The 23816-nt window shown below is 42.2% G+C and carries 16 protein-coding genes; 13 read left to right on the top strand and 3 right to left on the bottom strand.

Annotated features, from left to right (window positions below):
• The first annotated feature begins 49 nt into the window (after positions 1 to 49).
• Positions 50 to 3016: a TonB-dependent receptor gene (locus tag MHM98_RS11625; RefSeq protein WP_239439447.1), complete on the top strand. Its 2967-nt coding sequence runs from the start codon at positions 50 to 52 to the stop codon at positions 3014 to 3016.
• Between the two features lie 85 nt (positions 3017 to 3101).
• Here MHM98_RS11625 and MHM98_RS11620 read toward each other — a convergent pair whose 3' ends face one another.
• Positions 3102 to 4160 (bottom strand): hypothetical protein, encoded by a 1059-nt coding sequence (locus MHM98_RS11620; protein ID WP_239439446.1) that lies wholly within the window; start codon positions 4158 to 4160, stop codon positions 3102 to 3104.
• Between the two features lie 86 nt (positions 4161 to 4246).
• Positions 4247 to 6157, bottom strand: coding sequence for a hypothetical protein (locus tag MHM98_RS11615; protein WP_239439445.1), 1911 nt, complete (start codon positions 6155 to 6157; stop codon positions 4247 to 4249).
• Between the two features lie 955 nt (positions 6158 to 7112).
• Here MHM98_RS11615 and carA point away from each other — a divergent pair.
• A complete protein-coding gene (gene carA, locus MHM98_RS11610; RefSeq protein ID WP_239439444.1) occupies positions 7113 to 8267 on the top strand; it encodes a glutamine-hydrolyzing carbamoyl-phosphate synthase small subunit in 1155 nt (384 codons plus the stop codon).
• 29 nt (positions 8268 to 8296) lie between these two features.
• On the top strand, positions 8297 to 11512 hold the full coding sequence (gene carB / locus MHM98_RS11605; RefSeq protein ID WP_239439443.1) for a carbamoyl-phosphate synthase large subunit: 3216 nt from the start codon (positions 8297 to 8299) through the stop codon (positions 11510 to 11512).
• A 185-nt stretch (positions 11513 to 11697) separates the two neighbouring features.
• On the opposite strand, the gene MHM98_RS11600 is transcribed toward carB, so the two are convergent.
• The gene (locus tag MHM98_RS11600; RefSeq protein WP_239439442.1) at positions 11698 to 12861 is read right to left on the bottom strand and encodes a putative manganese transporter; all 1164 of its coding nucleotides are present in this window, start codon (positions 12859 to 12861) and stop codon (positions 11698 to 11700) included.
• Positions 12862 to 13022: 161 nt separating this feature from the next.
• On the opposite strand from MHM98_RS11600, the gene MHM98_RS11595 reads away from it, so the two are divergent.
• The 10 genes from MHM98_RS11595 (at position 13023) to megL (ending at position 23781) form a co-directional block, all read left to right on the top strand.
• On the top strand, positions 13023 to 13706 hold the full coding sequence (locus MHM98_RS11595; protein WP_239439440.1) for a TIGR01621 family pseudouridine synthase: 684 nt from the start codon (positions 13023 to 13025) through the stop codon (positions 13704 to 13706).
• A gap of 89 nt (positions 13707 to 13795) precedes the next feature.
• Positions 13796 to 14125 carry a hypothetical protein gene (locus tag MHM98_RS11590; protein ID WP_239439438.1) on the top strand — a complete coding sequence of 110 codons (330 nt, stop codon included), beginning with the start codon at positions 13796 to 13798 and terminating at the stop codon, positions 14123 to 14125.
• A gap of 565 nt (positions 14126 to 14690) precedes the next feature.
• Positions 14691 to 16931, top strand: a complete 2241-nt coding sequence (locus tag MHM98_RS11585) for a M4 family metallopeptidase (protein ID WP_239439436.1) — start codon at positions 14691 to 14693, stop codon at positions 16929 to 16931.
• Positions 16932 to 17208: 277 nt separating this feature from the next.
• Positions 17209 to 18165 (top strand): metallophosphoesterase, encoded by a 957-nt coding sequence (locus MHM98_RS11580; protein ID WP_239439434.1) that lies wholly within the window; start codon positions 17209 to 17211, stop codon positions 18163 to 18165.
• Between the two features lie 137 nt (positions 18166 to 18302).
• Positions 18303 to 19688 (top strand): signal recognition particle protein, encoded by a 1386-nt coding sequence (gene ffh, locus MHM98_RS11575; RefSeq protein ID WP_239439433.1) that lies wholly within the window; start codon positions 18303 to 18305, stop codon positions 19686 to 19688.
• A gap of 271 nt (positions 19689 to 19959) precedes the next feature.
• On the top strand, positions 19960 to 20208 hold the full coding sequence (gene rpsP, locus MHM98_RS11570) for a 30S ribosomal protein S16 (protein ID WP_239439432.1): 249 nt from the start codon (positions 19960 to 19962) through the stop codon (positions 20206 to 20208).
• Positions 20209 to 20217: 9 nt separating this feature from the next.
• On the top strand, positions 20218 to 20748 hold the full coding sequence (gene rimM, locus MHM98_RS11565) for a ribosome maturation factor RimM (RefSeq protein ID WP_239439431.1): 531 nt from the start codon (positions 20218 to 20220) through the stop codon (positions 20746 to 20748).
• 17 nt (positions 20749 to 20765) lie between these two features.
• Entirely contained in the window at positions 20766 to 21506 is a 741-nt protein-coding gene (gene trmD / locus MHM98_RS11560; protein WP_239439430.1) for a tRNA (guanosine(37)-N1)-methyltransferase TrmD, read from the top strand.
• A gap of 33 nt (positions 21507 to 21539) precedes the next feature.
• Entirely contained in the window at positions 21540 to 21896 is a 357-nt protein-coding gene (rplS, locus tag MHM98_RS11555; protein WP_239439429.1) for a 50S ribosomal protein L19, read from the top strand.
• Between the two features lie 697 nt (positions 21897 to 22593).
• Positions 22594 to 23781, top strand: a complete 1188-nt coding sequence (gene megL, locus MHM98_RS11550; protein WP_239439428.1) for a methionine gamma-lyase — start codon at positions 22594 to 22596, stop codon at positions 23779 to 23781.
• Positions 23782 to 23816 lie beyond the last annotated feature (35 nt).

The raw sequence follows: 23816 nt of genomic DNA, 5'->3' as shown, positions 1-23816 counted from the left end.
AAGTAATTACTTTTTCTAACTACAAAAAACTATAAACAGAGAGAGATGTATGAACTCTAATGTATTTAAGCGTTCTCTAACGGCAATGGCTGTTACTGTTTCGCTAGGCATGTCAATGCCAGCATTTGCTGATAACTCAAGTGGTTCGATTTATGGCCGCGCGATGGAAGGCAAAACGGTAACTATCAAGAACCCAGCAACAGGCTTCACGCGTTCAGTAGTGATTGGTGAAAACGGTCGCTTTAACTTTCCAAAGCTTCCTACTGGTAACTACACCGTTTCTAACGGTTCACGCACTAACAATGTCACTGTAACTATCGGTACTGGTAGTTCAGTTGATTTCACTAATGTAGAAGCCATTGAAATCGTTGGCCGTCAACTGGCGACAATCGATACATCATCGGCTGAATCAACGTCTGTATTTACCGCTGAGCAAATCGAACTATTACCTGTTGCTCGTGATTTAACAAGTGTTGCTCTATTAGCACCTGGTACAACTGGCGGTGACTCAGGTTTCGGTAACCTAGCGTCTTTCGGCGGTTCTTCTGTTGCAGAAAACGGTTACTTCATTAACGGTTTCGATGTCACTAACATTCGTAACTTTACCTCTTTCGCTGCTCTACCTTACGATGCTGTTTCTCAACAGCAGGTTAAGACTGGTGGTTACGGCGCTGAGTATGGACGTTCTTTAGGCGGTGTTGTTAACTTAGTAACTAAGCGCGGTACGAACGAATGGACTGGTGGTGGTGCAATTTACATGACGCCTGCTGCGTTACGTGAAGATGGTACTGATGCACTGTCTGTAAATCCAGAATTGACATATAAAGATCGTTATATTCGCTATCGTTCAGCGAACAAATACGACTACATGTCTTACAACGTTTATGCGTCTGGTCCATTAGTTGAAGATAAGCTGTTCTTCTTCGGTTTATTCGAAGGTACAAAAGATAAGGTTGAGACTTTCGGCAGCCAAACGAGCACGAAGCGCGAAAACACTTCGCCGATGTTCTTAGTTAAGTTAGATTGGCACATCAATGACAATCACTTACTTGAAGTGACTCACATCGATAACGAAAAAGAAAACGACTATACACCTTACGCTTATGAAGGTGATGTACGTTACGGTAGTGAGCACGGTGAAGCTGGTGAAGAATACAGCATCAAATCTGGTGGCGATGTTTCAATCGTAAACTACACAGGTTTCTTAACAGACGACTTAACTGCAAGCGTACTTTGGGGCGAAATGAACAGCACACTAGCTGCGCGCAACCCTGATATCGGCCCAGGCGCAGATTGTCCATTAGTATATGACCGTCGTGAAACGCCAACAAGTTCACAACGCATTGGTTGTTGGGGTATTACTGAGAACCAGTACTACCGTCCTGATCCAAACTTTGCGCCAGACGAAGATAAGCGTGAATCACTACGTTTCAGCGTTGAATATGCATTTGATGATCACGCAATCAAGATTGGTTACGACACTGAGAAATTCACTTCAACACGCCGTGGTACTGAATTCTCTGGTGGTGATTACTGGCGCTGGCATCGTGGCACAGGCAAGACTGTAAACGGTGTTGTTGTTCCTGAAGGCCAAGATTACATCCGTCACAGACAGCGTAACACTGTTTCTGGTAGCTTCGAAGTTGAAAACACTGCGTTCTACATTGAAGACAACTGGCAGGTTAACGACGAGTGGATGGTTTACCTAGGTTTACGTGCTGAAGGTTTTGAAAACCGTAACAGCCAAGGTGAAGTATTCGTAAAAGCTGATGATTTAATCGCTCCACGTCTAGGTTTCGCATGGGACATGGGCGGTGAAGGTACTCATAAAGTATTTGGTACTTTAGGTCGTTACTACATTCCTGTTGCATCAAACACTAACATCCGTGCTTCTGGTATCGAATACTCAATCGAAGAGTACTTCTTGGTAGATAGCGCAGATGAGAACCCAACTACTTCTGCACCAGACAAACTAGGTGCACAGTTAGGTGATACATTAGTAAGTGGTTCTAAGAATGCACCTGATTCACGCACTATCGCTGTTACCGATCTTGATCCTATGTACCAAGATGAGTTAATTCTTGGTTACCAACAAGAATTAGAAGATTGGACTGTTGGCGCTAAGATTGTTTACCGTGAAGTAAAAGATGGTATGGATGACTACTGTTCACACCAACCATTCATCGACTTTGCCAAAGACAAAGGTTACGACAACTTCGATTATCATTCACTAGCTGATTGTTTCATCATGAACCCTGGTCGTGATGTGTCACTGGCGATGGATCTTGAAGACAACGGCGAGTACGTAACAACAGTAGTACCAAAAGACTACTTCGGTCTAGAAAGCTACAAGCGTAAATATAAAGCGCTTGAGTTGACTGCTGAGCGTCCAATGAACGATGACTGGTACTTAAAAGCGTCTTACACGCTAGCTAAGAGCGTTGGTAACTCTGAAGGTTACGTAAACTCTACTAACGAGCAAGAAGATGCTGGTTTAACGCAAGACATCGATAACGCATTATTCCAACACGGTGCTTACGGTCCATTACCAAATGATCGTCGTCACACTGTTAAAGTGTTCGGTGCTTACCAGTTAAACGACGAAGTGTCTGTTTCTGCAAACATGACTATTGCTTCTGGTCGTCCAGTTAGCTGTCAAGGTTTTGTACCATTAGAAGCTAACCGCGAAGCACTAGGTGTTGATTACAGCAACCTATCTGGTTACGGCGCATCTTCTTACTACTGTAACGGCGAGTTAACTAACCGTGGTGACGAAGGTCGTACACCTTGGACTAAAAATGTTGATGTTGGCTTAAGCTACAAGCCAGCTGCAATCGAAGGTTTAACACTAAAAGTTGACGTTCGCAACATCTTCAACTTCCAAGAAGTTACTGAGTATGTTGAAACTGCTGAAATTGGTTCAGGTACAGCATCTACGCCAAACCCGAACTTCAAAGCGCCAATCAACTACCAAACGCCACGTCGCGTTAGTTTAACGGCTCGTTACAAGTTCTAAGTTAACCTTGTAACAACTTGATAAAAATAAAGCGGGTATTTCGTATGAAGTACCCGCTTTTTTATTGGTGATCTAAAATGATGGATTAGTACTTAAAGTACATATTTAAAATAAGCGTGTTGGTATCGCTAATTTTAGACTTGTTAAGGCCTAAATTAATTCCAATCATTTCCCCTTCAAGGCCTAATTTTATAGCTTTTGTCTCTGGATAGAGGGTAATAGAGGCTTTGGCTAAGTCGCCAAACACTGGCACTTGAAAACCCGAATACCAGTGATGTGTACTATTGATATAGTCGTTGCCAATAAATGCGCGACCATAATCGGTTTGATAGCCAGCCTGCAGGAATATTTGACTGTCGAACTTTTGTTTGTAGTCGAGATCATTTTCAATTCCACTTAAACTCGGCTCGCTGTTCTTTTTCGCTTCGCCGCGAATGAGTTTCGCTTCCGTGTGGTAAACGCGATCCCAATTTAAAGAGTAGCCGATATCCATCACATCAAGTGACACGTCAAATTCTGGATCGATTTGCCAAAATAATCCGATATCTAGGCTATAACCGTCACCGTACATGGTATCAGGAGTTTCACGGTCAAAAATAGTGTCTTCGTCATAGTAATAATCAAAATCTAACTGGCCAAGGTACAGCTCATTAGTAGCTGTATTGACTTTACCGTGAACTTTTCCGGATAAAACCTGATCGCTCTGCCAATAATTAAGACGAATACGATAATCTAGTGATTGATAGCTGTTGCTATATTCGATGAAAGGACCACTAGCATAAGTGTGCTCTACATCTAATAGAATATCTAAATCTGTGTTGTCAGGTTGAGGTAGCTTGTTTTTATCGAGATAGAAAAAACGTCCTGTGTCTTTGGTAAAGTGGCCAAAATAGTCATAGCGTATAGCACCACCAAATAACCAGTTTCCATAACCAACCCCCATATCTGCACGGTTGGTGGTAAAGAGTGAATCTGCGTCTTGATATTTTCCGTCCCAAGTATCGTCAGCGAGTGCTTTGATGGACATGACTTCACTGTTGCTATAACTCGATAAGCTGGTTTCGAAACGCCATTGGTTATCTGCTAATGCCGACACCGAAAATAGCGCCATACTTACTGCGCTCAATATATATTTTTTTTGCATAGGATACTGCTGGAAAGATGAATGATATTAAACAATAAAGCCAGTGCAAGATGCACTGGCTTGGCGTTGGTTAGTAAAACACTATTTTAGAATAATGTTTCGAAGCTACCGTCGATGTATTTGATTTTATGAACGTTGCCAACTAGCGAAATAGTACCAACAATTTTGGCGCCAATGATAACTTGACCAACGTCGTCGCCATCTTTAACACCTTCAGTTTTAATCGTTACCATAACGCTGCCATCAGCATTAGTTGCTTTGATTTGGCCAGTAGCATCGTCCGTGCTGCCAGAAAGAACAACTTTACGAGCATCGTCACCATCCATCAACATGATTTGGATAGTGCCATCATCAACTGATGTACGCTCTATGGTGATTTCTGCTTTGGCACCGTCAAAATCTTCCATTGCAACGTCAACAGATAAAGTAGCTTTGACATCGACATAGTTTTCTTCAGTTTCGATTACATCGCCGTCTGCTGCTACTTCGTAGTCGCCTGTAGAGGTAATCATTAGCGAAGCGTCAAAAACTTCATCGCCATCGCCAAATGAACCGCCAAAAGATAACGAAGATGGAATTAACGTTCCACCAGTTCCATCTTCAAGTTCCATCCACTTACCCGCAGCACCAACGTGACCAGTAAACATACCTGTGTCAGTTTTTAGGCTGTTCGCTTTTAGCATTGCGTTTAGTTCAACCGTTGCATCAGCAAAGCTTTCTTCGGTATCACCGTCAGCAAGCTGTACGCCTTTAACCATGAATTTACCTTCGCTTAGTTCAAGTGATGCGTCTTCATTGGCTAGCATTGCACTAAACATTAGGCTGCCATTAGATTTGGTTGATTCTGCCACTGGACCAGCGTCAATCTCAATCATCATCTTAACTTTGTCAGTACCAAACATAAGATCTAATTCAACTTTACCCTTCATTGACGTATCAGTTTCAACGATATCTGATACTGTTACAGTGCCGCCTTCAGCTGCGCCGTCAAAATCAGCTAGAGCAAGATCTTCCAAGTTGCCTTCTTCCATTGCATCTTCAACAACCATTAATACTTCGCTGCCAAGCTCCATTAGTTCGTCGACATGGGTATCAATTAGCATTTCTGCTGCATCAGCTTTGTCGGCAAAAGCATTAGCTGGCGCATCAAATCCATCAGCAATAGTTGTACCCCAGTCACGAACGTCAGCAACGAACATTTTAGCATCTTCTACTTCTGGAATTTTTACGTCAACTTTGCCACCGTCTTCAATAACTACAGTTATTTTGTCAGGATCGCCACCCGCCGCTATTGCATCGGTTATCGCCTGCGAGATTGCTTTAAACTCATCGCCTAACTCTGCGATATCTGACGCTAATTGCGCCGCATCTTCAGGAAGCAATTGAACAATACTTCGAGCAATAGCGTGAATCTTTTCTTTAAAGGCGTTATCGGCTTTATCTTCAAGATAATCACCAAGCATTTGTTCATTGGTGGCATCGCCAAGATCAAGTTCTTGAACAACTTCGGCAATAGCAGCATCTAGTGATAACTCTTCTCCTGCCGCTTCTGCAGCAGCTATTTTAGATTGAATAAGCGTTGTAATTGGATTAACAACGGTACTACCAGCTGGCGAACTCAAGGAAAAGTCTTTCGCAACTGCAGCATTGGTATCTTCATCAATAGTATTAGCTTTAGTTGCTATTGCAATAACAGGATAAGTGTTTGGGTTTTCAATACCAGTAGTATCCAATGTTACAACACCACCATCACCTGTGGTACCTGAAGGCTCGCCATCGTCATGTGCTGAGTTTTTATTAACATCTAGAAATACAAAAGCACCTTTTAAATAGCCGTCAGCAACTTTTATACCTTGTTCAGTTGGCGTAGGTGCAGGTGGTGGGGTCGGTGTCGGTGGAGCTGTGCGCGCCTTTTTACCTGAATGACACGCCGCTAGTACCGCGACAGTTACTAAGCTTAAGGCTACGTTTTTAACTACTTTTTTAGATAAAGCCATATCTATTTCCTTGTTGTACCACACTGGTTCCTGTGGTGGTTTATTTACTCAATGTTTATCGATTGTGTGAGAACATTATTAAAGCTCTCATCTAACTGAATTAACCCTAATTCAATTGGCCAGCTGAATACACTTAAATGTAATCAAATGTAAGTTAGTTTTAACATATGAATATTTAAAATCAATGACACTTAAGAGGTAATTTATTGACGTAGATTTCTCTCAAATATTTATTAGTTATATAACAGTTATTTAGATTATATATTTACTTTAAATTAATAATAAATGATTAGTTGTAAATGTAACTTAATGTAACTCATCGCGTTTTCATGAATACGTAAAATTGCATGTTTAAATTGTTGCATTCGTAGTGGTTTCTCGTATTTACTTTTTGTTTTTTAGTGTTTGTTTTGTTTGTTTTATTTGTTTTGTTTGTTTTAATTTGTTGATTTTTTTATAGAAAATGGTTGTTTTTGTGTGAAATGGTGGTTTTTTGGTGTTTTTTATATGTGCTCTTTGTTATTGGTGTTTTTTGTCATTCTCTTAAACATTTTGGGTACCTTTTTGTACAAGAGATAGATAATTTTTTGAGTAACCGTTGAAATTATTAAATTAAAATACGCTAATAAAACTTTTCTTTATGAATATCTCTTCTTTTGCAGGTTTTGTTAGGAAGTTGTCACTAGTGCTAATTTGTATGGAGTCTGCTTTAAGTTGTTGTTATTTATGTCTTTTTTGTGGCTCGTGCTTTCTCTTGTTATCTATTGGAGTGGTTTGTTTGTTGCTATTTTAATGCTTTCATACTGATTATTGAGTTAGTTGGATGTTTTCACGGTTGAGTCTGGACTAGTTATGTCTGCTAGGCTATACTACGCCGAATTTGGTTGAGTAGTAATGCACTCAACGTTTTTTATCAAAAACGAACATTCATCTATGTGAATGTTTTTATTATCTTTTGGAGGTTGTTTTGAGTAATTCCGCCTTATTAGTACTAGAAGATGGCTCTATCTTTAAGGGGACATCAATAGGTGCAGTAGGACATTCTGTCGGAGAAGTTGTTTTCAATACGTCGATGACAGGCTATCAAGAAATTTTGACTGATCCTTCTTATGCACGACAAATCGTTACTCTCACTTACCCTCACATCGGCAATACCGGCACCAATTCCCAAGACGAAGAATCTAATCAAATTCACGCCTGTGGCCTTATCATCCGTGACCTTCCTCTTTTAACTAGCAACTTCCGCAACGAAAAAACACTCACTGACTACTTGTCTGATAACGGCATCGTTGGTATTGCTGATATCGATACGCGTCGTTTGACGCGTGTATTACGTGAAAAGGGTGCACAAGCTGGCTGCATTATGGCAGGCGATGTCGATGAAGCTAAAGCATTAGAAATGGCGAAGGGGTTTGCTGGCCTTAAGGGCATGGACTTAGCGAAAGAAGTAACGACGAAAGAGTCTTACAGCTTTGCTAAGAAAACTTGGTCGTTAGTTGGCGGTTTACCGTCAGAAACGCCAAGCGAAGAATTACCGCACCATGTTGTTGCTTATGATTTCGGTATTAAAGATAACATCATGCGCATGTTAGTTGACCGCGGCTGTCGTTTAACGGTAGTGCCTGCACAAACCAGTGCCGAAGAAGTATTAGCGTTAAATCCTGATGGCATTTTCTTATCAAATGGCCCGGGCGACCCTGAGCCATGTACTTATGCCATCGATGCTATCAAAGCTTTCTTAGAAACGGATATTCCACAGTTTGGTATTTGTTTGGGTCACCAGCTTCTTGCCTTAGCGAGCGGTGCAAAAACCGTAAAAATGAAGTTTGGTCATCACGGTGCCAACCACCCAGTACAAGAGCTAGAGACCGGCCGCGTGATGATTACCGCGCAAAACCACGGTTTCGCAGCTGATGAAGAGACACTACCAAGCAACGTAAAAGCAACCCATAAATCATTATTCGATGGTTCACTGCAAGGTATTCATCTAACAGACAAGCCTGCGTTTAGCTTCCAAGGCCACCCAGAAGCTAGCCCTGGTCCGCACGATGCTGCGCCGCTGTTCGATCATTTCATCGAGCTAATTGAAAGCTATAAAGCAAATAAATAACGCCTGAAACGAGATAGGAATTACAAATTATGCCAAAACGCAACGACATAAAAAGCATTCTAATTTTAGGCGCTGGCCCAATTGTTATTGGTCAGGCTTGTGAGTTTGACTACTCGGGTGCACAAGCGTGTAAAGCGTTAAAAGAAGAAGGTTACCGAGTTATTCTAGTTAACTCTAACCCTGCAACTATTATGACTGACCCAGAGATGGCGGATGCGACATACATCGAGCCAATTCACTGGGAAGTTGTTGAAAAGATTATTGAAAAAGAGCGTCCATGTGCGGTATTGCCGACTATGGGTGGTCAAACAGCCCTTAACTGTGCATTAGAGCTAGAAAGCAAAGGCGTTTTAGAAAAGTACAATGTTGAGATGATTGGTGCGACAGCTGACGCTATCGATAAAGCGGAAGATCGCAAACGCTTTGATATCGCCATGAAATCTATCGGCCTTGAGACGCCAAAAGCTGGTATTGCTCATTCGATGGAAGAAGCGCATAAAGTACAAAAAGAAGTTGGCTTCCCATGTATCATTCGTCCATCGTTCACCATGGGTGGTACAGGTGGCGGTATCGCATATAACATTGAAGAATTCGTAGAAATCTGTACTCGCGGTCTTGATTTATCACCAACTAACGAGCTGCTTATCGATGAGTCGTTAATCGGTTGGAAAGAGTACGAGATGGAAGTGGTTCGCGATAAGAACGACAACTGTATCATCGTGTGTGCGATTGAAAACTTCGACCCTATGGGCATTCACACAGGTGACTCTATTACGGTTGCTCCAGCGCAAACATTGACCGATAAAGAATACCAAATCATGCGTAACGCCTCGATGGCTGTTCTGCGTGAGATTGGCGTAGAAACTGGTGGTTCGAACGTACAGTTCGGTCAATGTCCAAATACTGGCCGCATGGTAATCATCGAAATGAACCCGCGTGTATCTCGCTCTTCTGCATTAGCGTCTAAAGCGACTGGTTTCCCAATTGCGAAAATCGCAGCGAAACTGGCTATCGGTTACACGCTTGATGAGTTATCAAACGATATTACTGGCGGCGCGACTCCAGCATCGTTCGAGCCATCAATCGATTACGTTGTTACTAAGATCCCACGTTTTAACTTCGAGAAATTCGCAGGCTCTGAAGATCGCTTAACCACTCAGATGAAGTCTGTAGGTGAGGTAATGGCGATTGGTCGTAACCAACAAGAGTCAATGCAAAAAGCATTGCGCGGCTTAGAAGTTGGCGTAAGCGGCTTTGACCCTATCGTTGATGGCGATGATACTGAAGCGCTAAACAAAATCAAACACGAGCTAACTAACGCTGGTGCAGATCGCATTTGGTACATCGCCGATGCATTCCGCTTTGGTATGACGCTTGATGAAGTATTTAACATCACTCGTGTTGATCGTTGGTTCTTAGTACAAATTCAAGATATCGTAAACGAAGAGTACAAAGTAGCTGAAGGTGGCATGGCCAACCTAACGGCTGATTACTTACGCTCACTAAAACGCAAAGGTTTCGCCGATGCACGTCTTGCTGATGTATTAGGTGTTGCTGAATCAGAAGTTCGTAAATTGCGTGAGCGCAATGAAATTCACCCGGTTTACAAGCGCGTAGATACCTGTGCGGCGGAATTTAAATCAGATACGGCTTACATGTACTCGACGTATGACGAAGAGTGTGAAGCCAACGTTTCTAATAAAGAAAAAATCATGATTATCGGCGGTGGCCCTAACCGTATCGGTCAAGGTATCGAGTTTGATTACTGTTGTGTACACGCCGCGTTAGCGATGCGTGAAGAAGGTTATGAAACCATCATGGTTAACTGTAATCCTGAGACAGTTTCTACCGATTACGACACCTCAGATCGTCTGTACTTCGAATCTATTACCTTTGAAGATGTTATCGAAATTGTACGCATCGAAAAGCCTAAAGGCGTTATCGTGCAGTACGGTGGTCAAACGCCACTGAAATTGGCACGTGCTTTGGAAGCGGCTGGTGTACCAATCATCGGTACTTCACCAGATGCGATTGACCGCGCTGAAGATCGCGAGCGTTTCCAGCAAATGATTGAGCGTTTAGGCATTCAGCAACCGACTAATAACACGGTAAGCAGCACCGAAGAAGCGATTGCTGAATCAGCTAACATCGGCTTCCCATTGGTTGTTCGTCCATCTTACGTTCTTGGTGGCCGCGCAATGGAAATCGTTTATGACGAGCAAGATTTACGTCGCTACATGAGCGCCGCAGTAAGTGTTTCTAACGACTCACCAATCTTACTTGACCGTTTCCTAGATAACGCAACAGAAGTTGACGTTGACGCAGTTTGTGACGGCACTGACGTTGTTGTTGGTGGCATCATGGAGCACATCGAAGAAGCAGGTGTTCACTCTGGTGACTCAGGTTGTTCTCTGCCGCCATACACGCTGTCGCAAGACATTCAAGACAAGCTACGTGAATACGTTCGCAGCCTAGCCCTTGAATTAGGCGTTATCGGTCTAATGAACACTCAGTTTGCGGTTAAAGATGGCGTTATCTACATGATTGAAGTTAACCCACGCGCTGCACGTACTGTACCTTTCGTATCTAAAGCGACAGGTGTACCACTGGCTAAGATTGCCGCTAAGGTTATGGCTGGTAAAACACTGAAAGAACTTGGCTTTACTAAAGAAGTTGTACCGCCATACTACTCAGTAAAAGAAGTAGTATTGCCGTTTAACAAGTTCCACGGTGCTGACCCAATTTTAGGCCCAGAAATGCGTTCAACGGGTGAGGTTATGGGTGTTGGCGAAACTTTCGCTGAAGCTTACGCGAAAGCACAGCTTGGCGCTAAGTCTAATGTACCTAAGAAAGGCCGCGCGCTTATCTCTGTACGTCAAAGCGACAAAGGCCGCGTAGCTCAGCTAGCACAAAAACTGTTAGATTTAGGCTACGAGTTAGACGCTACTCACGGTACTTGTGTGGTACTCGGTGAAGCAGGCATTAACCCTCGCTTAGTGAATAAAGTAAGCGAAGGTCGTCCGCACATCCTAGACCGCATTACCAACGGTGAATACGAGTACATCGTAAACACTACCGAAGGTCGTCAAGCGATTGAAGATTCACGAAAATTACGTGCTGGCGCACTGCGTTACAAAGTGGCTTACACCACAACCATGAATGCAGCACTGGCAACTTGTGACTCTATCCTAGCCGACGATCGCGCGTCGGTAAGCTCGGTACAAGAACTGCACGCTAAGGTTTAGTTTTACTAAACGATTAAGTGCTTAAATAAAAATCCAGCCAAGGTAACTTGGCTGGATTTTTTTATTCATTTTATAGCGTTAAAAACTCAAAGATTTTATATCTTATCGCTATACTAAATGTGCTGCTCCTCGCCACCATGATGATGAATGGAAGCTTCGTGTAGGACAGCATTATAGAGCTTGTCTTACATCAACCAGTAAATCCCATATCCCACAAGCAGTGCTGGAATAGCTGAGTACAGCGTTGCTACCATCGCCGCTTTTGGTGCTAATGCAATAGCAGGGAAAAGGGCATCGCCATCATTTGATATCGCATTGGCGGCCAAGGCGCTAAAGGGCACAATGCCGTTAATATACAGAGTCGTCACAAGAATTTGTGGGCCACAGCCCGGTAACAAACCAATTACTACACCAACCAATGGCGCTAATACCGCGTAATGAGCAAACCAAGTTTTTAAGTCCAGTCCAAATTGCGCCACTAATACCTCATAAAGCACGAAGGCGGCAATAACCCAAGCCGTTACAAAGTGAGTATCTTGCATGACTTTGTAGATTTTAGAGTAGGGCTTGTTCGGTTCATCTTCACTGGTTACGTCTTGATAGCTTTTACCAGACGACGATAGTGCCCATAGCACTAACACAACTAAAGCACCTACAGCACCTACATAGGTAATGACGGTTTCGCTGCCGGCAACCGCAGCTTCAAAATCGAATTGTCCTGCTAATAATAAGCTGACAATTAAACATGGAACAAAGGCAACTAACCAAAAACGTCGACCGATACGCTGAGTAATTTGAGGTGCTTGCTGGTGGCAACATTGCGCTTGTGATGACACATCAGGTTTTAAATAATTGACATCGTGAATGGCATTGACGATATAACCGCTTATTGTACCTATCACCAAACCCATCGATAAAATAACAAGGCCTTCTAGTGGTTTAGTGGCTAGTAATAAGAATGCTGCATCCCCCATTGTTGCCGTAAGCACAGCAACTACGCTGCCAAAGCTCGCTTGGCCTTTTGTAAATTGAGTGACAACGATAATAGCGCCGCCACAGCCGGGTAATGCACCAAGTAATGCGGCTAGTGGTGTTTCTAGCGTGGGGTAGTGCTGCCGAACGTAACTAAGTTCTAACTGTGGGAAGCGCTCTAGTAGAAAATAGTAGACACAAAGGGTTGCGGCAACGAAAATAGTCACTTGCAAAAACGCATCCGCCAATGAACCAAGAATGATATCGCGTAATGAAGGTACCGTAAGTAAGGCGCAGATAATTGCTGGCAGAAAAAGGCGTTTATATTTGACACTGGCGGAGTACATCGCTGTGTGTAATTGAGTAGAGTTTTCCATTGTGCGATGACCCTTTTACGATCCGCGCATAATCTGCAATCAAGATTATGCAAATAAAAATAATTATCATTAATGTTATTTGCTGTTTTGTAAAAGTGCAATAGTAATTACGCTAGATCGCGTTAAATCCCCCATATTTTTTAAGTCATTAGGGAATCGTAGTGAATCAAGAATCGAAAAGTTATTCAGTTGTCGCAGATTTAGCGTCATTTTTAGTGATCAATAAAGCGGCTAATGTCGATTTTCACAGTAGTGACAATCAGGCTGGAATTGTCGCGCAGGTTAGTCATGATCGAGGAGGTGAATCATTATTTCCCGTGCATCGATTAGATAAAATGACCAGTGGCTTATTGATTTTGGCGAAATCGAGCGAAGTAGCAGCGCAGTTTGGTGAACTCTTTGCAACGCGCCAAATAGAAAAATACTATCTCGCGGTGTCTGATAAAAAACCGAAAAAGAAGCAGGGTCTTATTAAAGGAGATATGAAAAAAGGACGTAATGGCAGCTACTTATTATTAAAGTCGAATGACAACCCAGCAGTGACGCAGTTTTTTAGTTACAGCATTGCGCCGGGTATTCGAGGTTATTTGCTTAAACCTCATACTGGAAAAACCCATCAATTGCGCGTTGCTATGAAAAGCATCGGCGCGCCCATTATTGGTGACGAGCGTTATTATCCTAATAATCAACAACCAATAGGCATGCTGCATGCGTGGCAATTATCGTTTAAGTTAGATGACAAATTTTATCATTTTACGGTTGAGCCGAGTTGGGCAAATGATGGAGTTTCGAACTGGTTGAAAGAAATGGCGTTTATAAAACAGTGGAACTGGCCAAAGTTGTAATAATCTAAGGAAAGTGTTACGTTGAAATAATTATAAAAATTAATAGGTTATTGGATTTTTCTTATAGCTTTTTGAACGGGGGAATTGATTTGAAGAGAATTATGTTGCTCGCCGCACTAATGATGTCAGGCGTTTGTAATGCAAAAGACAATAAGGTGATAAATGCTGTTAAGACCCAACCTGATGTAGCTTCATATATTAAACGGGCTCTTGAAACTCCAACTAATCAAGTGATATTTCATCAAATGCCGCTCGATAGTTTGTGTGGATTTGCTGGCTGTGAAAGTCGGGTATTAGTAAACGTAATGGTCAGTTCTAATTCGAGCAACGCTCCAGTAACTAGTAAACTTGTTATAGTATCCTATATGGATCTCAACGATGATTTAGCCCCTAAAGTACAGCTTACTTTTCTAAAATAATTGATTTAGCCACTCTTTTTAAGGGTGGCTATTATCATTCTTTGATTTATTTAAGCGCCTACCAAAAGACTTCCTTAAGTCTCCTTATCTTATATTTGCCAAAATATCAAACAGCTCACTTTTTTTACATTTTCTTAAATATTTTTGAAAATAAATCGCATTCTCTTTAATACTACTGTTAATCCCGACTACAGCGCTTTTTTATTGTTGTGCATTTTGTATACAATATTGTGTGTGATGGATTTTAACCATCTGAAATATAATAAATTGAACTTAATAAATAGTATTTTATAACTAAATTTTAGATTTATTGGTACTTAAGTGCTGGTTTGTGCTTGTGTTAATCGGAGCAACTACGTATGTTCATCTAGTTTATTTATGATGTTGTGCTATTTATATATTTAATATCAAAAGGTTATATCAATGTTTAATTCATGTAATAAATGTATCATTTTGTTACATAATAACTTGTGTGTACTTGAAAAGGTGATAATTTGTGGCCGTCGCCAAGGGTAATAACAATTATAGCGACAAACTACATTTACTATCTTTTAAAGGACATCTAATGAATAAAGATAAATTTATGGTAAAAACTGCGATTGCGGGGGCATTATTTGCAGCCATGTCAACGACAACTTTCGCAACTGAAACCATTATCACTGAAAGTGAAACTGGCATCGTGCAATTTGCACAGGGTAACTTTGGCAAAGTTGATAAAAAAACAGCAAAACAAGCACTCAAACGCTTTATCAAACAGCAGACCGCCTATCAAGCGCAGGGGAACGAAGAGTTTGTCGTTCGACGTCACTGGAAAGATGCGCTCGGTAAAACTCACACGCAACTATCACAACAGTTAAATAATCTTCCTGTTTATGGTGCGAGTATGACAATTCATTCTGAGGATGATTTCTCAGGTGTCAGACTAACTGGTGAAAATGACGAGGGCACAATTTACGCTGTAAGCGGAAACCTCGCGACTCAAACTGAGTTTGATGATGAGTCATATATTGAAGAAGAGTCTGAATTTAAAACGCTGACTCAAAAACAAGCTAAGAAAGTAAAGCCTCGTGGATTAAAGCGTGCGTTAAAACGCGCTGAGCTCGTAGGTGATATCGTCGGTGAGCCAGAGCTTGCCTATGTTTATTTACCTGAACGTGGAAAAACAAAGCTGGCATGGAAAGTTGAAGTGACATACACACAAGACGATCACTTTGAGCATGATTGGATCTTCTATAACGTGAAGAATGGTCGTGAATTGATTCGTCACCCGCAGGTGATGCATGTTAAAACTATTCATACTTATGACATGGAAAATCGCGATCCTGAGCGCACTAATACCTCTGGACGTTTGTTGTGTACTACCAACCAACAATGTGGTGACGCTTCAGCGCAACGTGCTCATGATGGTGCGTCAACAGTGTATGATTATTTTAAAGCTGTCCACAATCGCAATGGTATTAATAATAATGATATGACTATGGTTTCTAGTGTGCACGCCAATCATAACTGGAACAACGCTGCTTGGTATAAAAACCAAATGTTTTACGGTGATGGTGACGGAAATCAATTTGGTGATTTGACTCAGTCATTGGACATCGTCGGTCACGAGCTAACTCATGGTGTTGTTCAATTCACAGCAAATTTAACCTATTTGAATGAATCTGGTGCACTTAATGAAGCAATGGCTGATATTTTTGGTGTCGCTGCTGATGCATGGCATCGTGGTTCTTCACAGCCTTCGTGGTTGCTAGCGCAAGAAGCTTACACCCCAAATATTGATGGTGATGCAATGCGTTATATGAATAACCCAACGCTAGATAATCAATCTCGCGATTACTATCCTGAACGTTATACAGGTACCGGTGATCGTGGCGGGGTTCACTTGAATTCGGGTATAGGCAATCTTGCATTTGTATTATTGGTTGATGGTGGGACTCACCCTCGTAATAAAACTGCTGTTGTCGTGCCTAAACTTGGTTTAGACAAATCTCAAAAGATTTTCTATCGAGCATTAACGACGTATTTTAATGAATCGACTAACTTCGCACAAGCACGAGTGGGAAGTGCGCAAGCTGCGCAAGACCTCTATGGTGAAGATGCGAAAGTCGCAGTAGAAAAAGCGTGGTGTGCAGTAGGTGTGGGTAGCTGTCCAACTTCGCCATCTGAAATTCCAACCATAACTAAAGGTCAGTCTGTCACAGGTTTATCTGCATCAACGCGCAATACGTTAACGTATAAGATGGAAGTTCCAAGCGGCGCTTCAAACATTAATTTCTCTATCGCTGGCTCAAACGGTGATGCGGATCTTTATGTATCTCGCGGTTCTGTTCCAACCACAACTACTTACGACTGTCGTTCTGAGTCTTCTAGCTCAAACGAGTCTTGTGATATGACTGGAGGCGCAGGAACTTACTATGTCCTAGTGAGTGCCTACTCCACATTTAGTAACCTAAGTTTAACGGGTAACTACGACTTGAGTGGTGGAGGTACGCCATCATTAGAACCAATTAATGAATCGGCTAGTAATATTTCAGTTTCTCGTGGTGGTTGGGCACGGTACACGCGTACATTGCCATCTGGTTATTCGAAAATTACGGTAACGATCGATGGTGGTTCTGGTGATGCTGATCTCTATGTTACGCATGGCAAAGAATCAACTCGAGCAAGCTATGGGTGTCGTTCAAATGGAAGTAACAATATTGAGGTATGTACTTTTGATGCTCCTCAATCAGGCGTTTGGTACCTAGATATTTATGGTTATTCGAGTTCGTCAGGTATTACATTGCGTTTAACCGGGACGCCGTAATATCTTGATGTAAATATTATCTCTCAATAAAGTGATCAACTTCGGTTGATCACTTTTTTATATCTAAAATTATTTTTACTTACATAATTTCCCTTGTTGAATTCAAGTTTTACTTTAATATTCAGGCTATTATCTATATTTATACAAATTTGATTTAGGTTGTTTTATGTTGCTACGAATAGTTGCAGGCGTTTGTGTATTGGCTTTATGCACGTTGGCGTATGGGTTAACGAAAGTGTCTACTGAGGATATTTCCAAATATTCTGATGGACCCTATTTGATTGACGATCATAAGAAAAAGTCATTAATACAACATAATATTGTTGAAGGAACTCATGTTAAAGCGAGCTATCAGGGTTCAATTGCCCCTGATTCAATGTATCCAGTTAATCGAAATGACACGTTTTACAACGTGAGTAAAATCGCTGCTATTAGCGACATTCACGGTCAATTTGATATCTTTAAGCAATTGCTAAATCAAAACGGTGTTATTGACGACAAGCTCAATTGGTCCTTTGGTCAAGGACATCTAGTGATCACTGGCGATATTTTCGACCGTGGTGATACGGTCACTGAGGCGTTATGGCTTGTTTATAACCTTGAGCAACAGGCTAGTGCTGCTGGTGGTAAGGTTCATTATTTATTGGGCAATCATGAATATATGGTGTTGCGTGGTGATGAGCGTTATATCCACGACAAATATAAGCACACGCTTAACGCCATGAATGTTGATTTAAAAACTCTGTTTAACGAGAATACGGTATTGGGTCGTTGGCTACGCAGTAAATCGACGGTCATTAATATTAATGGGCATGTGTTTTTACATGGCGGTATCCACAGCGATTTTACCGATTTAGATATTTCGTTAGAGCAGGCAAATAAAATATTTCGCCAAGCCATTGGTCAATCACGTAATTCGTTAAAAGAGCAGCCATTAACCAAAACACTTTTTGGTCGCACTGGACCGATTTGGTATCGCGGCTATTTTCTCGATCCTTTATTAAGCCAAGATGATGTCGACAAAGTCCTGAATAAACTTCAAGCGACGCGCATTGTGGTGGGGCATACCTCTATGGATAAAGTCGAAACACACCATAATGACAAAGTCATCGCCATTGATACCTCGATTAAAAAGGGCAAGCAAGGCGAAATACTCTTAATTGATTTTCAACAGTCTGCTCCGTCATACACCCGTGGCGACATGAAGGGAAAGCAATATAAGTTGATGGACTAGGGTATTTATTTACCAATCGCTACTTAGCTAATTTGATTTGTCGTCAGTTATCTCACTCTAGCACTAGCTGTTTTTGGTTAGTGCAGGCTATAATGGCGGCAATTTTTTGAAATGCTATTTATACGGTTTATTTTCCTATGTTTGAAAACCTCACCGATCGCCTCTCCGCCACGCTGAAAAATATCAGTGGCCGTGGCCGTTTGACCGAAGACAATATTAAAGAAACGCTGCGCGAAGTGCGCATGGCGTTATTAGAAGCTGACGTTGCATTACCTGTTGTTCGCGAATTTATCAAGAAAGTTAAAGAGCGTGCTGTTGGTGTTGAAGTCTCTAAGAGCCTTAGCCCGGGTCAGATGTTTGTTAAAATTGTACAAACAGAACTTGAAGCGGCAATGGGTGAAGTTAACGAAGCCCTTAATTTAGCGGCGCAGCCACCTGCGGTTATTATGATGGCAGGTTTACAAGGTGCGGGTAAAACCACCTCTGTTGGTAAACTGTCTAAATTCCTTCGCGAGCGCGAAAAGAAATCTGTATTGGTAGTGAGTGCTGACGTTTATCGTCCAGCGGCAATCAAGCAGCTAGAAACGCTAGCGGGCGAAGTGGAAGTTGAATTCTTCCCATCGGATATTTCACAAAAGCCAGTTGATATTGCCAATGCAGCGATTGCGCATGCGAAAAAGAAATTTATCGATGTAGTCATTGTCGATACTGCGGGTCGCCTGCATGTTGATAGTGAGATGATGGATGAAATCATCGACCTACACGGCGCTATCAATCCTGTAGAAACGCTATTCGTGGTTGATGCTATGACGGGTCAAGATGCTGCCAATACTGCAAAGGCTTTCAATGATGCGTTGCCATTAACGGGTGTTATCTTAACTAAGACCGATGGTGATGCACGCGGTGGTGCGGCACTATCTATTCGTCACATTACTGGCAAGCCAATTAAATTCTTAGGTGTTGGTGAGAAAACTGACGCGCTAGAGCCATTCCACCCTGATCGCGTTGCATCGCGTATCTTGGGTATGGGTGATGTTCTATCACTTATTGAAGACATTCAGCACAAAGTTGACGTTGATAAAGCCAAGAAACTTGAGAAGAAAATCAAGAAAGGTAAGGGCTTTGATTTAGAAGACTTCCGCGATCAGCTAGTGCAAATGAAGAACATGGGCGGCATGATGGGCATGATGGATAAATTACCGGGTATGGGTAATGTGCCAGATGCTGTTAAGAACCAAATGAACGACAAGATGACGGATCAAATGGAAGCCATTATCTCGTCAATGACACCTAAAGAGCGCGCGCGTCCCGATATCATCAAGGGTTCTCGCAAGCGTCGTATTGCTGCAGGCTCTGGTACGCAGATTCAAGACGTGAACAAACTATTAAAACAGTTCACGCAAATGCAGAAAATGATGAAGAAGATGTCTGGTAAAGGCGGTATGCAGAAAATGATGCGCGGCATGAAGGGCATGTTACCACCTGGTATGGGTGGTGGTTTTGGCGGTATGCCACCAAGATAGCTAAAAATGCGTTATTAATTATAAAAGCCGCTGATTTAAGCGGCTTTTTTATGTCTTTATGTGATCAATACAACTTGCGCTAACGCTTCATTCGCGTATAATTTGCGAGCTTTCTAATCTGGGGTGCGTTCTATTTAGCCTTATTTTTATGCAAAACGCTTTTGCGTAGCGCTTTGAGAGTGAGGTTGAGAAAACATTCAGATTAACACTTTTGATGTTAAATCAACTTATTAACGGTTTAATATCAAACACTTTAGAGGAATATTTACCTATGGTAACCATTCGTTTAGCACGTGGTGGCGCTAAGAAGCGTCCTTTCTACCAGGTAGTAGTAGCTGACAGTCGTTGTTCACGTGACGGCCGTTACATTGAGAAAGTAGGTTTCTTCAACCCAATGGCTCGTGGCCAAGAAGAGACTTTACGTTTAGATCTAGACCGTGTAGAGCACTGGGTAGGTCAAGGCGCTCAAACTACTGATCGCGTAGCAAAATTAATTAAAGACGCGCGTAAAGCTGCGTAAGGGTAACTAGTGAGTAGTCAAACCGACAAAGTATTATTGGGTTGCGTTGGTGCACCTTATGGTATTAAAGGTTGGGTGAAAATTACTACCTATACTGAATCGGTCGAGAGTATTTTCGACTATTCGCCTTGGCAACTTGTTGTCAATGGCAAGTCACAAGAAGTAGAAGTAGCGCAATGGCGCTTACATGGTAAAGGCGTAATTGCACGCTTTAAACATGTCGAAGACCGCGATGACGCAGCGCGTTTAACCGGTCAGGAAATTTACGTTAACGAAGATCAGCTTGCTGAACTTGGTGACGATGACTTCTACTGGCGTGAGCTGATTGGCATGGAAGTGAAGAACATTAAAGGTTACCACTTTGGGCATGTAGATGCCTTAATGGAAACTGGTTCGAACGACGTGCTACAAGTTAAAGCGAACGCACGTGATGGATTTGGTAAAAAAGAAAGATTAATCCCTTTAGTAGACGGTGATGTGATCAAGAATATTGATCGAGAAAATCGCCTTATTGAAGTGGACTGGGATCCTGATTTCTAAGACGGTGGGACAATAATATGTGGATAGGCGTTGTTACGTTATTTCCCGACATGTTTAAAGCCATTACCGAGCAAGGAGTTTCAGGACGCGCTGTTAAAAACGGCTTAATACAAGTGCAATGTTGGAATCCTCGTGATTTCACCCATGATAAACATCGCACCGTGGATGACCGACCTTATGGTGGTGGCCCGGGCATGTTAATGATGGTTCAACCATTGCGCGATGCCATTTTAGCTGCAAAAGAAGCAGCTGGTGGCGACGCTAAAGTCATTTATATGTCACCGCAGGGACGTCGTTTAGACCAAACTGGGGCTAGCGAATTAAGCATAAATGAGAAGATTATTCTGATTTGTGGTCGCTATGAAGGCATTGACGAACGCATCATTACATCACTTGTTGATGAAGAATGGTCGATTGGCGATTACGTATTAAGCGGCGGTGAACTACCAGCAATGACATTGATTGATGCAGTGTCACGCTTAGTTCCCGGTGTATTGGGCAAGCAGGCTTCGGCCGAGCAAGACTCCTTTAGCGATGGCTTGTTAGATTGTCCGCATTACACCAGGCCGGAATGTTTAGATGGCGAGTCAGTACCTTCAGTACTACTTAGCGGTAATCATGAAAAGATAAAACGTTGGCGCGCCGAGCAGTCGTTAATTCGCACTTGGCAACGTCGACCCGATTTAATTGAAAACCTAGCTCTGACTGACCAGCAAGAGAATATCCTTGCAAGCTTTGTTGAAAAAAACAAAGGTTAGAAGAGTACAGTTTATTCTAGGAATGAGAAAGATATGAAAAATCCAATTATTCAAGCAATCGAAGATGCACAGTTAAAAACTGATCTTCCAAGCTTTGCACCTGGCGACACTGTAGTTGTTCAGGTTCGTGTTGTAGAAGGTAACCGTACCCGTCTACAAGCCTATGAAGGTGTTGTAATCGCAGTTCGTAACCGCGGTTTACACTCAGCATTCACAGTTCGTAAGATCTCTAACGGTGAAGGTGTTGAGCGTGTTTTCCAAACTCACAGCCCATTAGTTGATAGCATCGAAGTTAAGCGTCGCGGTCTTGTTCGTCAAGCCAAGCTTTACTACTTACGCGAGCTATCAGGTCGTGCAGCACGTATCAAAGAGAAATTGGCCAAGCGATAAGCACCAATTTTTTCCTCAGATTAGAAAAGCATTTGAAAGGCCCGTCGATAAGACGGGCTTTTTGCATTTGGGATTTAATTCTTGTTACGTGTTTAAGGGAATAACCAAGCTTTACACTCTCAGTTACGCGAGCTATCAAGTCGTGCAGCATCTAGTCATAAGTATGGCAAAGAGAAATTGGCCAAGCGATAAGCACCAATTTTTCCCTCAGATTAGAAAAGCATTTGAAGAGCCCGTCATTACGACGGGCTTTTTGCGTTTTGGGCATTAGGAAATGTGTAAGAGCACCAGGCTTTGCACTCTCAGTTACGCGAGCTATCAGGTCATGCAGCAGCTAGAAAAAAGACATGGCAAAGAGAAATTGGCCAATCGATAAGCACCAATTTTTCCCTCAGATTAGAAAAGCATTTGAATTGCCCGTCATTACGACGGGCTTTTTGCGTTTAGGGCATTAGGAAGTGTATAAGAGCATCAAGTTATACATTCTCAGTTGCTTGATTTACCAGAGCTGTCATTACCGTGGTAATTTACGTTTATTGTTTACGGGAGATTATGCGCTAATGTAAATAAAAAATTACAAGAAAATAGCCTTGTAAAGTTATTGATTGATTGTGCTTTATTTCAATTCTATCTAACCTGACTTAGGCTCTTTAAATTAAGCCTGCTAAATAATAACAATAAAGAAAGAGAAATCTTGATGGACAAGTCTTTACACTTTAATACCCAGCTAGTGCATGCTGGCGCAAATCCTGACAATGAATACGGCGCACTTTCAACGCCTTTATATCAAACATCAACCTTTGCCTTTGACAATTGCGAGCAGGGCGGTCGCCGCTTTGCAGGCGAAGAACAAGGGTACATTTATACTCGCTTGGCAAATCCTACCGTCACTCAATTAGAGCAGCGAATGGCGGCATTAGAGAAAATGGAAGCGGCGGCAGCAACATCCACTGGCATGGCGGCAGTTTCTGGTGTATTGATGGCTATGTTGTCGCAAGGCGATCATTTAATTGCATCTAACGCTGTTTACGGCTGTACGTTCGCATTACTTAGCGAGCAGTTTCCCCGCTATGGAATTGAAGTGACCTTTGTCGATATGGCAAATCACGATGAAATTGAAGCGGCCAAACGCGATAACACCAAGGCGATATTTTTAGAGACGCCAGTTAATCCTAACCTAGCGGTTTACGACCTTACCTTTATCGGAAACTTTGCCAAGCAACATGCAATTTTATCCATTGTTGACAATACTTTCCTGACGCCATACTTACAGCAGCCACAGGAGTTTGGTATCGATATCGTGCTCCATAGTGCGACAAAATATCTCAACGGTCACGGTGATGTTGTTGCTGGTATTATTTGTGGCAGTGAAGAACACATCACGCAAATTAAGCACACCACGTTAAAAGATATCGGTGGCACTATGTCGCCGTTCGACGCATGGCTTATTTTACGAGGCTTAAAGACACTAGCAGTGCGCATGGAGCGTCACTGTGACAATGCTGAGCAAGTCGCGCAATGGTTAGAGGCTCATGAAGGCGTAAAAACCGTTTATTATCCGGGGCTAGTGTCTCATGCGGGACATCGGTTTATCGGCTCTCAGATGCGCGGTGCGGGTGGCGTGATTGCATTTGAGCTAAACGGTGACTTAGACACTGCTAAATCATTTGCAGATTCCCTTAAATTGTTCAAAGTAGCAGTGAGCTTGGGCGATGCAGAATCATTAATTCAACACCCTGCGTCTATGACTCATTCTACTTATTCACCTGAAGCGCGAAATGATGCAGGAATTTCTGACAATCTACTGCGTATTTCAGTGGGATTAGAGCAGGTAGAAGATCTAATAAATGATCTAGATCAGGCTATGATTCGAACAATGGATTAGTAGAAACTAATATTGATCTTAATCAGCTTTTGCTG

The organism is Psychrobium sp. MM17-31, assembly GCF_022347785.1.
GTDB lineage: Bacteria > Pseudomonadota > Gammaproteobacteria > Enterobacterales > Psychrobiaceae > Psychrobium.
The sequence above is the reverse complement of the archived record's forward strand: the minus strand, read 5'-3'. Positions and strand labels throughout refer to the sequence as shown.

Bases quoted from the DNA above. Each gene is read 5' to 3' on its own strand.
- MHM98_RS11600 (WP_239439442.1), bottom strand. From the start codon at position 12,861: ATGGAAAACTCTACTCAATTACACACAGCGATGTACTCCGCCAGTGTC.
- rpsP (WP_239439432.1), top strand. From the start codon at position 19,960: ATGGTAACCATTCGTTTAGCACGTGGTGGCGCTAAGAAGCGTCCTTTC.
- ffh (WP_239439433.1), top strand. From the start codon at position 18,303: ATGTTTGAAAACCTCACCGATCGCCTCTCCGCCACGCTGAAAAATATC.
- carB (WP_239439443.1), top strand. From the start codon at position 8,297: ATGCCAAAACGCAACGACATAAAAAGCATTCTAATTTTAGGCGCTGGC.
- MHM98_RS11620 (WP_239439446.1), bottom strand. From the start codon at position 4,160: ATGCAAAAAAAATATATATTGAGCGCAGTAAGTATGGCGCTATTTTCG.
- MHM98_RS11625 (WP_239439447.1), top strand. From the start codon at position 50: ATGAACTCTAATGTATTTAAGCGTTCTCTAACGGCAATGGCTGTTACT.
- trmD (WP_239439430.1), top strand. From the start codon at position 20,766: ATGTGGATAGGCGTTGTTACGTTATTTCCCGACATGTTTAAAGCCATT.
- MHM98_RS11585 (WP_239439436.1), top strand. From the start codon at position 14,691: ATGAATAAAGATAAATTTATGGTAAAAACTGCGATTGCGGGGGCATTA.
- rplS (WP_239439429.1), top strand. From the start codon at position 21,540: ATGAAAAATCCAATTATTCAAGCAATCGAAGATGCACAGTTAAAAACT.
- MHM98_RS11615 (WP_239439445.1), bottom strand. From the start codon at position 6,157: ATGGCTTTATCTAAAAAAGTAGTTAAAAACGTAGCCTTAAGCTTAGTA.
- megL (WP_239439428.1), top strand. From the start codon at position 22,594: ATGGACAAGTCTTTACACTTTAATACCCAGCTAGTGCATGCTGGCGCA.